A 12,777-nucleotide genomic window follows, 5' to 3' on the forward strand; every position below is an offset into this window, starting at 1 on the left:
TAAATCCCAAGCCCCGGAGGCTCGTAGCGGCTTCAGTCGGGCACAACGGCGTCGCCACCGACCACGGGCAGGTAAAGGAGCTGCAGGCCGGCGGATACCCGGAGAACCTCGACGCGGACCTGCTGAAGATCGCAGGCGTGTGCGTGCTGGCCGCCGTGATGGCGATCCTCGACACCACTGTCGTCAGCGTTGCGCAGCGAACCTTCATCAGGGACTTCCAGACCACCCAGGCCGTCGTGGCCTGGACGATGACCGGCTACACGCTGGCACTGGCGACGGTGATTCCGTTGACGGGCTGGGCGGCGGACCGCTTCGGCACAAAGCGGCTGTTCATGGGCTCGGTGCTGTTCTTCACACTCGGTTCGCTGCTGTGTGCGATGGCGCCGAACATCACGCTGCTGATCGCGTTCCGGGTCATCCAGGGCCTGGGCGGCGGGATGCTGATGCCGCTGACGTTCACGATCCTCACCCGGGAGGCCGGTCCGCGGCGACTCGGCAGGCTGATGGCCGTGCTCGGCATCCCGATGCTGCTCGGGCCGATCTGCGGGCCCATCCTCGGCGGCTGGCTGATCGACTCCTTCAGCTGGGAGTGGATCTTCCGGATCAACCTGCCGATCGGCGTGCTCGCGTTCATCCTCGCGGCGATCGTGTTCCCCAAAGACGAGGCGCACCCGTCGGAGACCTTCGACTTCCTCGGCATGCTGATGCTGTCGCCGGGCCTCGCGACGTTCCTCTACGGGGTCTCGTCGATCCCGAGCCGCGGCACGGTGGCTGATCCGCACGTATACGTCCCGGCCTCGATCGGGCTGGTGCTGATCATCGGGTTCGTGTTCCACGCCCTCTACCGCGCCGACCACCCGCTGATCGACCTGCGGCTGTTCGAGAACCGCGTGCTCACGCTGGCCAACGCGACGATGTTCTTGTTCGCGATCGCCTTTTTCGGCGCGGGGCTGCTGTTCCCCAGCTACTTCCAGCAGCTGCTCGGCCAGACCCCGCTTCAGTCCGGGCTGCATCTGGTGCCGCAGGGCCTCGGGGCGATGTCAACGATGCCGATCGCGGGGCGGTTCATGGACAAGCACGGCCCGGGCAAGGTCGTGATGGTCGGGCTCCCGCTGATCGCCACGGGCATGGGCATTTTCGCGTTCGGCGTGAGCCGGCACTACGAATACATGCCGGTTCTTCTCATCGGGCTTGCCGTGATGGGCATGGGCATGGGCTGCACGATGATGCCGGTGTCCGGTTCGGCAGTGCAGCGGCTGCGCCCCGATCAGGTGGCCCGTGGGTCGACGCTCATCAACGTCAACCAACAGGTCGCGGGCTCCGTCGGCACCGCGCTGATGTCGGTGATCCTGACGAACCAGTTCAACCACAGCCAGTACATCGCGGCGGCCAGCAAGGTGGCCGCCCTGCAGGAGGAGGCCGCCAAGCAGGGCGTGCCACCGGACCCGACACAGTTCCCGCCGCAGGCGCTGGCGCCGGACTTCATGCAGTTGGTCACCCACGACCTGTCGCACGCGTACACGGTGGTCTACGTCGTCGCGGTGTGCCTGGTGCTGGCCACCTTCATCCCGGCGTCGTTCCTGCCGAAGAAGCCGGCCTCGATGCCGTCGGATGAGCCGATGACGCCGGCGCTTGCGCATTAACCGTCGAAGAGCATCCGCGCGATCCGCTCCACGGTGAGCATCGGGTCCACGGCCGCGATCGGCGCGGGCACCGAGCCGTTGAGCCACAGCAGCGCGAAGCCGTGCACCAGCGACCATGCCGCAAGCTCCGCACCCGCCGGATCCGCGGTGGCATGCGGGTCGTCGAGCGTGGCCACGCCTTGCGAAAGCTCGCCGGCCGCGGCCGCCTGGGCCGCCGCGAGTTCCGGGTCGCCGGTGTCGACCAACGACCGGTCGAACATCACTGCGTAGTGGCCGGGGTGCTCGATCGCGAACCGGACATACGCCAGCGCCGCGTCGATGAAGTTCGGCCTCGAGGCTTTCAGCGCCTCCGCCAGCAACCAGAAGCCCTGGGCGGCCAGCGCCGTGAACAGCCCGCGGCGGTCGGTGAAGTGGTGAGCGGGCGCGGCATGCGACACCCCGGCTTCGCGCGCCAACTGCCGCAGCGACACCCCGTCGGCACCCCGCTCGGCAACCAGGCGCGCGGTCTCAGCCAGGATTACCGTCCTGAGATCGCCGTGGTGGTACTGAGGCCGCGGAGGCGCAGTCACCGGGACATCGTAACCCGAAAACTTGACACTGCCTAGATGGCGGCCTACATTGGTTTGCAATCTTGTCATTGTCAAGATTGGAGCGAACATGGTCCCCGCAATCGCGCTCCTCGTCGTCACGCTGGCCGCCCGGTTGGCGGGATGGCTGGGATGGCACTACACCGACACCTGGGCCGCCGCGACCGCCGTCGGTCTCGCCGCGATGTTCGTCCTCACCGGTGTCGCGCACTTCGTGCAGCCGCGCCGGGCCGGGCTGATCGCGATCGTGCCCCCGCGCCTGCCCGCCCCGGGACTGCTCGTCACGATCACCGGCATCCTGGAGCCGGCCGGAGCGGTGGGCCTGCTGATCCCGGTGACACGGGTGGCCGCCGCCGCCTGCTTGTTCGTGCTGATGGTCGCCATGTTCCCGGCGAACATCTACGCCGCGGGCGCCAGGCGATCCGAGCACTCACCCGAGACGCCGCTGGTGGCGCGCACGCTGCTGGCTGTGCTATTCCTCTGCGGCGCCGCGCTTGTCGCCGTCGGCGGCGTGTAGCAGCCAGGCGAACTGGAACGCGGTCTCCCGCCAGCGCTCGTAGCGGCCGCTGATGCCGCCGTGCCCGGCGCTCATCTCTGTCTTCAACAGCACCGGGTGGCTGTCGGTTTTGGTGTACCGCAGCGCGGCAACCCATTTCGCCGGTTCGACGTAGTAGACGCGGGTATCGTGAAGCGACGTCATCGCCAGGATCGGCGGGTAGTCCTTCGCCGCGACGTTCTCGTAGGGCGAGTAGGACTTGAGGTAGAAGTACACGTCGGGGTCCTGCAACGGATTTCCCCACTCGTCCCACTCGGTGACGGTCAGGGGCAACGCCGGGTTCAGCATGGTGGTCAACGGGTCGACGAACGGAACCTGCGCGAGGATGCCGGCGAACAGCTCCGGTGCGAGGTTGGCCACCGCGCCCATCAGCAGCCCACCGGCGCTGCCGCCCATCGCGACGAGGTTCTCGGGCCGGGTCACGCCGGTCTCGACGAGATGGGATGCCGACGCGACGAAATCGGTGAAGGTGTTCTTCTTGTGCAGCAGCTTGCCCTGCTCGTACCACAGCCGGCCCAGTTCGCCACCGCCGCGCACATGCGCGACCACGAACACCATCCCGCGGTCGAGCAGAGAGAGTCGGGCGATCGAAAACCGGGGGTCCTCGCACAGCTCATATGCCCCGTAGCCGTAGATCAGCGCCGGTGCGGGGAACTGCAGGTCGGCACGGTGAATGACCGAGACAGGCACGCGCGCACCGTCCGGCGCGACGGCCCAGTCCCGGCGCTCGACGTAGTCCTGCCGCCGGTAGTCGCCGAGCACCGGCTGTTCGCGCAGCAGGATCCGTTCGCCCGTCATCAGGTCCAGGTCGTACACCCGCACCGGGGTCAGGAACGACGTCGCGCCGATCCGAAGCATCGGCGATACCCAATTCGGATTCGCGCCCAGACCGGCCGACATCAACTCCGAGTCGAACGAGATCTCCTGTGGCCGAACGTAGTTCCCGTCAGCCTCGATCGGCCAGAGCTGTATGCGCGGCAACGCCTCTCGCCGGTAGCTGACCACCAGATGACCGGCGAACGCGTCGACCCCGTCGATACGGACATCGTCGCGGTGCGCGATCAGCGTGCGCTGGGCCGACGGGTCGTCGACCGGCGCCTCGACCAGAGTGAAGTTCACCGCGCCGTGGTTGTGCACGATCAGGAACCGATCCTCGCCGCCGACCACGGCATGCTCGACCGAGTACTCCACGCCATCACGGCGCGCCAGTACCGTCGTGAATTCGGCCAGCGGGTCAGCGGCGTCCCCATAGCGGATTTCCGACGTGATGGCCGATCCGGCGGCGATCAGCACGTAAGCGTCGCTCCGGGTGCGGCCCACCGCCAACCAGAACCGTTCGTCGGGCTCGTGGCAGACCTGCGCGTCGCGAACCTGCGAACCGAGCCGGTGCCGCCACACGGTGTCGGGCCGCCAGGCGTCGTCGACGGTCACGTAGTACACGGTTTCGTTGTCGGCCGCCCACGTCACGCCGGCGCCGATGCCGGCGATCTCGTCGGGGTATTGCTCGCCCTTGCGTAAATCCTTGAACCGCAACGTATATCGTTCGTCGCCGACCACGTCGACGGAATACGCGAGGACGTTGCCGTCGAGGCTGACACTCGACGCCCCGAGCGCGAAGAAGTCGTGGCCCTCGGCTTGCGCGTTTTCATCGAGGAGTACCTGCTCACCGGGAATCTCGGTGTCCTCGTCGAACTTCGGCGGCGTCCAGTCGTCGGGATCGGCTACCGGACAACGACAATGGACGCCGTACTGCTTGCCCTCGAAGCTGCGGCCGTAGTACCACCAGTCCCCGCGACGGATCGGCACCGACAGGTCCGTCTCCTTGGTGCGGGATTTGATCTCGTCGAAGATCTGCTGACGCAACCGGGCGAGACCAGCGGTCAGGTCTTCGGTGTGGGTGTTCTCGTCGGTCAGATGTTTGATCACCTCGGGGTCGGACTTGTCCCGCAGCCATTCATATGGGTCGACGAACACGTCGCCGTGGTATTCGCGCCGGTGCTCGACGCGCTTGGCCCGGGGCGGCGTCATCGGTGAGTTCACGCGGTCGCCCCGATCCAGTCGCTGAAACCGCGCCCCGAAATGCGCTCGTAGGCTTGGATATAGCGGGCCCGCGTCGCGTCGACAACGTCTTCGGGCAGCGGGGGCGGCGGATCGGAGCCGTCGCGGTCCCAGCCGGAGTTGGGGCCCGTCAGCCAGTTTCGGACGAACTGCTTGTCGAAGCTGTGCTGGGTGACGCCCTCGTGATACTCGTCGGCGGGCCAGTACCGCGACGAATCGGGGGTGAACACCTCGTCGGCCAGCACCAGGTTGCCGTGCTTGTCGACACCGAACTCGAACTTGGTGTCGGCGATGATGATGCCCCTGGTCAGCGCGTGGTCGGCGGCACGGACGTAGATCTGCAGCGTGCGGTCGCGCACCTGATTGGCACGCACCGTCCCAACCAGGTCGACCACGTCGGCGAACGAGATGTTCTCGTCATGGCGTCCGAGCGCGGCCTTGGTTGCCGGCGTGAACAGCGGCTGACCGAACTTGCTGGCCTCGACCAGCCCGGGCGGAAGGACAATGCCGCACACCTTGCCGGTCTTCTGGTAGTCCAGCAGTCCAGAGCCGGTGAGGTAGCCGCGGGCCACACACTCGACAGGCAGCATCTCCAGCCGCCGCACCACCAGCCCGCGGCCCAGCACCTCCTGCGGCACGCGGGGGTCGTCGGGCGGCCCGGCCAGATGGTTGGGCGTGTCAAGGAAGTCGAAGAAGAACACGCTCATCGCGGTGAGGATGCGCCCCTTGTCGGGGATCTCGGTGTCCAGCACGTAGTCGAACGCCGAGATCCGATCCGTGGCCACGATCAGCAGATGGTCGTCGTCGACCTCGTAGAGCTCGCGTACCTTGCCGCCGGCCACGTGCCGATAGTCGCTGAGAGCGGGGCGCATCGCGTCAGCCTAACGGCACCACCGGTCGGCTCCGCTGTGTTGGGATCGACGCCATGACTTCGCGCTTTCTTCCCTATGCCACCACGCCCGGCCGGTTTCTCCTGCAGCTGCTCAGTGATCTCGTGGTCGCCGCGTGGACGGCGCTGTGGGTGCTGGTCGGAATCGCGGTCCATTCCGCGGTGCGCACGATCGCGCAGTTCGGGCGCCAGGTCGAACACGGCGCCAACGGCATCGGCGGCAACCTCGCCTCGGCAGGCCACGGCGCGAGCAAGGTGCCGCTGATCGGTGACCAGCTGTCCAAGCCGCTCGCCGCGGCGGGCCAGGCCGCACACGACATCGCGGGCGCGGGCCGCGACCTGGATACCACGGCCAGCTGGCTGGCCGTGCTGCTCGCACTGGCCGTGGCAGCGCCGCCGATCCTGGCGATCGCGATGCCGTGGCTGGTGCTGCGGTTGCGCTTCTTCCTGCGAAAGTGGACGGCGATCGGCCTGGCCGCCACGCCGGCCGGTGAGCAACTCCTGGCGTTGCGGGCACTGGCGAACCGGCCGCTGCGGCGGCTTGCCGCGGTCGACCGGGACCCCGCCGGCGCGTGGCGGCGCGAGGACGCCGCCGCGATCCGCGGGCTGGCCGCGGTCGAGCTCCGCGCAGCGGGCATCGCCGCTCCGACCAACTGGAGATCACGCTCCGACTGACCGGGGATGCTCACCGACGAGCGTTGAACCCGGCGCGGGCCCCTGCCACCGCGACGACGAGCCAGGCGGCGAGAGCGATCCACAAGAACACCAGCGAGATCGTCGACAAGGCGGGCAACCGGGCATCGATCGACGTCGCCTCCGTGGCGGTGGAATACATGCCGAGGGGAAACACCATCGCCCACCACACCCCGGCGAAACGCAGCGCGCCGGGGTGCCCATTGACGCGGCGAAGGCTCAGATAGACCAACGCAGGAATCCACAGGCCGGCCAGCGCCCAGATCACGATCGTCGCGATCTTCAGGTCGTCCCGCAGCGGCGAGCCGGCGCCGAGCCCGCGGTACATGTGATTGCCGGCGAGCGTCGCGATGCCCAAGCCGCCCATCAGGATCCAGCTGTCGGGTTCGTCGGGGACCCCGCGCCACACGATCAGCCACATGATCGCGCAGTAGACGACCACCGCGAGAACCCACACCGCCAATGCGGCCCACCACAGCACGGGATGCCCGGTAAAGCGGGAAGCGTCGGCCAGACCGATCGCCACGGTCGAGGTCGCCACGCCCGCGAGCAGCCATGCACCCCTGGCACCGTCGCGAAGCTGTCGCACATCGCGAGTAGCCATGCTGTGCAAAGCAATCGGGCTCAATGCCAACCACGCGAGGAGCGCGGCAGCGCCCAACACCCAGAACGCGAGCCGGTGCGGCTCGAAGCGGGCGGCCAGGACGCCACATGCGGCGACGAACGTGAACAGCCGCAACACCGAGTCCGGCTCGTCGAGGTGGTGAAAGGCGAAGGTGCGCCGAAGGATCAGCTTGCGCACCACGAGCACGACAAGCACGAGCAGGGCGGCGAGGGCAAGCACCGCCAGCGTGTCGCTGACCAGGCGGTAATGGTGGTCGTCGGCCGCGATCGAGATGATCCCGGTGGCCATCACCGCGGCGAACACATCGGGCCGCAGGTCGATGTCGACGATCACGTGCCCGACGAACCGATCTGCGGCTAAAGGATCGCGGCAGGCCGGTATTTCGCCGCCCCGGGATATCGACCGACCAGGTCGTCGACCGCCGCGACCACAGCGTCGACCTGCCCTGCGGCCGCGCCGGTGAACGCGATCCGGTCGGCGAGCGCCGCGTCCAAGGCCGCGCGATCCAGCGGCAGCCGCGGGTCGTCGGCCAACCGGTCGAGCAGGTCGGGTTCGGCGCCGTGTTCACGCATCGCCAGCGCGACCGCGACGGCGTGTTCCCTGATCACCCGGTGGGCGGCCTCGCGCCCCATCCCGGCCCGCAGGGCCGCGATCAGGATCCGGGTCGTGGCCAGGAACGGGAGATAGCGGTCCAGCTCGCGTTCGATAACCGCCGGGTAGGCGCCGAATTCGTCGAGCACGGTCAGGAACGTCTCGATCTGCCCGTCGATCGCAAAGAACGCGTCGGGCAGCGCGACCCGGCGCACCACCGAGCAGAACACGTCGCCCTCATTCCACTGCGCGCCGGCGAGCTCGGCGGCCATCGACGCGTAGCCGCGCAGGACAACCTGCAGCCCGTTGACCCGCTCACAGCTACGGGTGTTCATCTTGTGCGGCATCGCCGACGAGCCGACCTGGCCCGGCGCGAAGCCCTCGGTGACCAGCTCATGGCCGGCCATGAGCCGGATCGTGTGCGCCAGCGACGACGGCCCGGCGCCCAGCTGCACCAACGCCGAGACGACGTCGTGATCCAACGAGCGCGGGTAGATTTGTCCGACGCTGTCGAGCACCGTCGTGAAGCCGAGGAACCCGGCGACCCGCCGCTCGAGTTCGGCCAGCCGCTGCGCGTCGCCGCCGAACAGGTCGAGCATGTCCTGGGCGGTGCCCATCGGACCCTTGATGCCCCGCAGCGGATAACGATCGATGAGCTCCGCGATCCGGCCCAATGCGATCAGCGTTTCATGCGCCGCCGACGCGAAACGCTTGCCCAGCGTGGTGGCCTGCGCGGCGACGTTGTGGCTGCGGCCCGCCATGACCAGATCGCGGTACTGCACGGCCCGCTCGGCCAGCCGCGCCGCAACCGCGACGCCGTGGGCGTGCACGAGTTCCAGCGACCGGCGGATCTGCAGTTGCTCGACGTTCTCGGTCAGATCCCGGCTGGTCATTCCCTTGTGCACGTGCTCGTGGCCGGCAAGGGCGTTGAACTCCTCGATGCGGGCCTTGACGTCATGGCGCAGAAGGCGTTCGCGAGCCGCGATCGACGCCAGGTCGACGGTCTCGAGCGCCCGTTCGTAGTCGGACAGCGCCCCGGCCGGGACCTCGACACCCAGTTCTGCCTGCGCGCGCAGCACCGCGAGCCAGAGGCGCCGCTCAGCGACGACCTTGGCCCGTGGCGACCAGATCGCCACCATCTCCGCGCTGGCATAGCGCGCGGCCAGAACGTCCGGGATCGTCACGAATACACAGCTTACGGGCCTGCTGCGGCACACTGGCGGTGTGCATCTCGTTGGGATCGACCTCGCGTGGGGCGACCTTCGGCGCTCCGGGGTCGCGGTTGTCGATGGCGACGGGAGCCTGGTGGATATCGAGTCGGCGCGGGATGATTCGAGCATCGCGGCCGTCGTGCAACCGTATGCCGGGGACGAATGTCTGGTGGCGATCGACGCCCCGCTGATCGTGACCAACCCGACCGGTCAACGCCCATGTGAAACCGAACTCAACCGCGACTTCCGGCGGTTCGAGGCCGGTGCACACCCCGCCAACACGGGCAAGCCCGAATTCGCGAACATCCCGCGCGGCGCGCGCCTGGCGCATCGCCTCGGACTTGACATGGACCCCCAATCGCGCGGAAAGCGCCGCGCCATCGAGGTTTATCCCCACCCGGCCACAGTGGCCCTGTTCGGGCTCGGACGAACCCTGAAGTACAAGCACAAGGCGGGCCGCAGCTTCGATCACCTCAAGTCAGAGCTGTTGGCCCTGATGCAGCGTCTGGAAGGTCTCGCGAACGCCGAGGTGCCGCTCAAACTCGCGGATCATCCCGGATGGGCGGGGCGACGGCGAGAGGTCGAGACCGCGACACGCAAATGCCAGCTGCGCAGAGTGGAGGACCCCGTCGACGCGGTGGTGTGCGCCTACGTGGCGCTCTACAGCGTGCGGCGACCCGACGACATCACCGTCTACGGCGACTATCCGACCGGCTACATCGTCACGCCGACACTGCCTGAGCATCTGCTTGGCGGCTTCTAGTACGCGGCCATCGGACGCTCCATCGGCGCCAGCACATCGATCACGTCGAGCAAAGTGGCCCTTGCCGTTTCGCGTGGACTTCCGCCGTCGTCGACCAGCGCCGCCACCACCGCACCGTCAACGGCGCAGATCAACGCGGTGAGCCGCTCGGCACCCACCGAGCGGCCCGACCTCTCGACCGCCTCCGCCACCGCCGCGGTGCGTTGCGCGCGAATCCGGCGCTGCACGTCGCGCAGCCCCGGCTGGCGGGCGCAGGCGATGTAGCGCTCATATCGGGAGATCAGCTGGTCGCTCAGGTGCAGCGTCGGGCGCTCGCCCACCAGCAGGTCGACAAGCACGTCCGCGGTCGACTCGGCACCGCGGCGGCGCCGTGACAAATGATCCAGCCGGATCCGCAGCTGGGCCGCCTCCTGGGCCCCGACGTGCTCAACGGCCTTGACGACCAGGTCGTCGAGCGACGAGAAGTAGTAGGTGGTGGAGGCCAACGGCAGGCCCGCGCGGCGCGCGACGGCGCGGTGACGCACCGCGTCGAACCCGCCTTCGCACAGCAACTCGGCGGCGGCCCGCACCAGCGCGAGCCGCCGGCGTTCGCCCTTGGGTGTGACCGCGGCTGTCACGCCTAGCATGCTGCCAGCAGCGTGGCCTCTGTACTGCGGTTTCGCCTAAAGCATAGGGGCGCGGCCGGGATGGAGACGTGCCCTCATTCCGCGGGGCCGCAACGTGCGATGGCATGATGAGCCGCATGCCTGTGCTCAGCCGCCGCGCCGTTCTGCGCCTGGGTGCCGGCGCCGCTGCCGGAGCCGCCGGCGCCTACGCGCTGGGATCCCTGCTCGAGTCCGGGGCCTCGACGGCCACGGCGCCGGTATCGATGACCGGCGCCGGAACGCCGATCGCTCCGCTCGACCCCGCCCCCGCGGTCGCGGCGCCAACGTTCGTCACAGGTTCGTTCGTCTCCGCCGCGCGCGGCGGCATCGACACCAACTGGGCGATTGCGCGGCCGCCCGGGCAGGCCAAGACGCTGCGGCCGGTGATCGCGCTGCACGGCAAGGGCGGTGACGCGGCGAGTGTGATGGCCGGGGGGGTCGAGCAGGGCTTGGCGCAGGCGGTCGACGCGGGTCTGCCGCCGTTCGCGGTGGTCAGCGTCGACGGCGGCGGCGGCTACTGGCACAAGCGCCAATCGGGCGAGGACGCCGGCGCGATGGTGCTCAACGAGCTGATACCGATGCTCGACGGCAAGGGCCTGGACACCTCGCGGGTGGGCTTCCTGGGCTGGTCGATGGGCGGTTACGGCGCGCTGCTGGTGGGCGCACGGCTGGGGCCGGCGCGCACCGCGGCGATCTGCGCGGTCAGCCCCGCGCTGTGGATGTCCTACGGCGCAACGGCACCCGGCGCGTTCGACAGCGCCGACGACTGGTCGAGCAATTCGGTGTTCGGGCTGCCCGCGCTGGGGTCGATCCCCATCCGCGTCGACTGCGGCAACAGCGACCCGTTCTACCCGGCCACCCAGCAGTTCATCGCCCAGCTGCCCAGCCCGCCGTCGGGCGGGTTCTCCCCCGGCGGACACGACGGCGCGTTCTGGAGCTCTCAGGTGCCCGCCGAGCTGACCTGGATGGCGCCGCTGCTGGTCGCCTGACCGCTACACGTGAATCCGGCCCGCCGCGGCCGCCAACGCGATGTCGCCGCGGTAATGGCTGCCGGGCAACCGAATTGACTTGACCTTGTCGTATGCGGCCGCGCGGGCGGCGGCCAGATCGGGCCCGGTGCCCACGACCGACAGCACGCGGCCGCCGGCGGAGACCAGCGCTCCGTCGTCGCGGCGGGCCGTCGCGGCGTGCAGCACACCGTCCTGATCCGCGCCGACGATCACGTCGCCGACCCGCGGGCGGCCCGGATAGTTCTCAGCGGCCAGGACCACGACGACCGCGGCGCCGGGGCGCCACCGGGGCGCGGGCTGCTCCGCGAGCGTGCCGGTGGCCGCCGCGGTCAGCAACCCGCCCAGCGGGGAATCCAGCAGCGCGAGCACCGCCTGTGTCTCCGGATCGCCGAAGCGGCAGTTGAACTCGACTACAGCGGGGCCCTCGGAAGTGATCGCCAGCCCCGCATACAGCACGCCGCTGAACGGGCAGCCTCGCCGAACAAGTTCGGCTGCGACGGGTTTCATGATGCCCGAAAGGATCTGGGCGGTCATCTCGCCGGGCAGCCAGGGCAGCGGCGCGTACGCGCCCATCCCGCCGGTGTTAGGCCCGGAGTCGCCGTCGCCGACCCGCTTGAAGTCCTGGGCGGGCAGCAGCGGCACCACCGTCTCGCCGTCCACGATGCACAGCAGCGACACCTCGGGGCCGTCGAGGAACGACTCCAGCAGCACGGGGTGACCGGCGTCCAGCAGACCCGCCGCATGCGCCCTGGCCCCGGCCCGGTCGGCCGTGACCACCACGCCCTTGCCTGCGGCCAGCCCGTCGTCCTTGACCACCCAGGCCTTGTCGCGGGTCCGGTCCGGGCCGAAGCGGTCCAACGCAGCGTCGAGGCGGGCCGGATTGTCGACGATCTCGCTGCGCGCGGTGCGGACGCCCACCGACGCCATCACGTCCTTGGCGAACGCCTTGGACCCCTCGATGCGGGCGGCGGCGGCAGACGGGCCGAAACACGTGACGCCCGCCGCGCGCACGGCGTCGGCCACGCCGAGCACCAGCGGCACCTCCGGCCCGATGACAACCAGGTCCGCGCTGGTGTCGAGGGCAAGTTTCGCCACCGCGTCGCCGCAGGTGATGTCGACGTCGTGCTGCTCGGCGACGGCCGCGGTGCCCGCATTACCGGGCGCCGCGATGAGGCCGTCAACCTGGGGGTCGCGTCTCAGCGCGGTCAGTAACGCATGTTCACGGGCACCGGAACCGACCACCATGACGCGCACGCTGCCAACCCTAACGGCAGAACATCGCGCGTCCGCCGGGACGAGCCGGAGGCCCGAGCGAACATACACTTGACCGTGGACTGTATGGTCGGGGTGGGCCCGCGTCTACGAGGAGATCGCCGATATCATGCCGAACATCGCGAAACTGTCGGAGCCGCAACGCCTCCGATCCGGATGGATCAACGGCGTCAAGGAGCTGATGGTTTCCTATCCCGGTTAGGGTGAGCCGTGAAGTACTACATCAGCACCGGCT

General features: G+C 69.0%; 12 protein-coding genes. 5 read left to right on the plus strand and 7 right to left on the minus strand.

Features of this window, described 5'->3' with window-relative positions; all coding sequences use genetic code 11:
- The first annotated feature begins 80 nt into the window (after positions 1–80).
- Positions 81–1,643: a DHA2 family efflux MFS transporter permease subunit gene (locus tag VKG81_RS03355; protein ID WP_324389714.1), complete on the plus strand. Its 1,563-nt coding sequence runs from the start codon at positions 81–83 to the stop codon at positions 1,641–1,643.
- Here VKG81_RS03355 and VKG81_RS03360 read toward each other — a convergent pair.
- A complete protein-coding gene (locus tag VKG81_RS03360; RefSeq protein WP_324389688.1) occupies positions 1,640–2,212 on the minus strand; it encodes a TetR/AcrR family transcriptional regulator in 573 nt (190 codons plus the stop codon). The genes VKG81_RS03355 and VKG81_RS03360 overlap by 4 nt on opposite strands.
- Before the next feature lie 88 nt (positions 2,213–2,300).
- Here VKG81_RS03360 and VKG81_RS03365 point away from each other — a divergent pair, with 88 nt between their 5' ends.
- Entirely contained in the window at positions 2,301–2,747 is a 447-nt protein-coding gene (locus VKG81_RS03365) for a hypothetical protein (protein WP_324389690.1), read from the plus strand.
- Here the strand turns inward: VKG81_RS03365 and VKG81_RS03370 are convergent.
- Positions 2,703–4,814, minus strand: a complete 2,112-nt coding sequence (locus VKG81_RS03370; RefSeq protein ID WP_324389716.1) for a S9 family peptidase — start codon at positions 4,812–4,814, stop codon at positions 2,703–2,705. The genes VKG81_RS03365 and VKG81_RS03370 overlap by 45 nt on opposite strands.
- 8 nt (positions 4,815–4,822) lie before the next feature.
- Positions 4,823–5,716, minus strand: a complete 894-nt coding sequence (locus tag VKG81_RS03375; RefSeq protein WP_324389692.1) for a phosphoribosylaminoimidazolesuccinocarboxamide synthase — start codon at positions 5,714–5,716, stop codon at positions 4,823–4,825.
- 53 nt (positions 5,717–5,769) lie between these two features.
- Between VKG81_RS03375 and VKG81_RS03380 the strand changes: the two genes are divergently transcribed.
- Positions 5,770–6,408: a hypothetical protein gene (locus VKG81_RS03380; protein ID WP_324389694.1), complete on the plus strand. Its 639-nt coding sequence runs from the start codon at positions 5,770–5,772 to the stop codon at positions 6,406–6,408.
- Between the two features lie 10 nt (positions 6,409–6,418).
- On the opposite strand, the gene VKG81_RS03385 is transcribed toward VKG81_RS03380, so the two are convergent.
- Positions 6,419–7,384, minus strand: a complete 966-nt coding sequence (locus VKG81_RS03385) for a tellurite resistance/C4-dicarboxylate transporter family protein (protein ID WP_324389696.1) — start codon at positions 7,382–7,384, stop codon at positions 6,419–6,421.
- Between the two features lie 23 nt (positions 7,385–7,407).
- Positions 7,408–8,826 (minus strand): adenylosuccinate lyase, encoded by a 1,419-nt coding sequence (purB, locus tag VKG81_RS03390; RefSeq protein WP_324389698.1) that lies wholly within the window; start codon positions 8,824–8,826, stop codon positions 7,408–7,410.
- A 40-nt stretch (positions 8,827–8,866) separates the two neighbouring features.
- On the opposite strand from purB, the gene VKG81_RS03395 reads away from it, so the two are divergent.
- Positions 8,867–9,616, plus strand: a complete 750-nt coding sequence (locus VKG81_RS03395; RefSeq protein ID WP_324389700.1) for a DUF429 domain-containing protein — start codon at positions 8,867–8,869, stop codon at positions 9,614–9,616.
- On the opposite strand, the gene VKG81_RS03400 is transcribed toward VKG81_RS03395, so the two are convergent.
- Positions 9,613–10,242 (minus strand): TetR/AcrR family transcriptional regulator, encoded by a 630-nt coding sequence (locus VKG81_RS03400; protein ID WP_324389702.1) that lies wholly within the window; start codon positions 10,240–10,242, stop codon positions 9,613–9,615. The genes VKG81_RS03395 and VKG81_RS03400 overlap by 4 nt on opposite strands.
- A 104-nt stretch (positions 10,243–10,346) precedes the next feature.
- Here VKG81_RS03400 and VKG81_RS03405 point away from each other — a divergent pair, with 104 nt between their 5' ends.
- Positions 10,347–11,249, plus strand: a complete 903-nt coding sequence (locus VKG81_RS03405) for an alpha/beta hydrolase (protein ID WP_324389704.1) — start codon at positions 10,347–10,349, stop codon at positions 11,247–11,249.
- 3 nt (positions 11,250–11,252) lie between these two features.
- Here the strand turns inward: VKG81_RS03405 and purD are convergent, their stop codons facing one another.
- Positions 11,253–12,524, minus strand: coding sequence for a phosphoribosylamine--glycine ligase (gene purD / locus VKG81_RS03410; RefSeq protein ID WP_324389706.1), 1,272 nt, complete (start codon positions 12,522–12,524; stop codon positions 11,253–11,255).
- Positions 12,525–12,777: the final 253 nt, after the last annotated feature.

The sequence above is a fragment of the Mycobacterium sp. genome, from assembly GCF_035314905.1.
In the GTDB taxonomy this organism is placed as follows: Bacteria; Actinomycetota; Actinomycetes; order Mycobacteriales; family Mycobacteriaceae; genus Mycobacterium.

Coding starts and splice junctions, on each gene's coding strand:
- VKG81_RS03365 (WP_324389690.1), top strand. CDS start 2,301: ATGGTCCCCGCAATCGCGCTCCTCGTCGTCACGCTGGCCGCCCGGTTG.
- VKG81_RS03370 (WP_324389716.1), bottom strand. CDS start 4,814: ATGACGCCGCCCCGGGCCAAGCGCGTCGAGCACCGGCGCGAATACCAC.
- VKG81_RS03375 (WP_324389692.1), bottom strand. CDS start 5,716: ATGCGCCCCGCTCTCAGCGACTATCGGCACGTGGCCGGCGGCAAGGTA.
- VKG81_RS03380 (WP_324389694.1), top strand. CDS start 5,770: ATGACTTCGCGCTTTCTTCCCTATGCCACCACGCCCGGCCGGTTTCTC.
- VKG81_RS03400 (WP_324389702.1), bottom strand. CDS start 10,242: ATGCTAGGCGTGACAGCCGCGGTCACACCCAAGGGCGAACGCCGGCGG.
- VKG81_RS03405 (WP_324389704.1), top strand. CDS start 10,347: ATGATGAGCCGCATGCCTGTGCTCAGCCGCCGCGCCGTTCTGCGCCTG.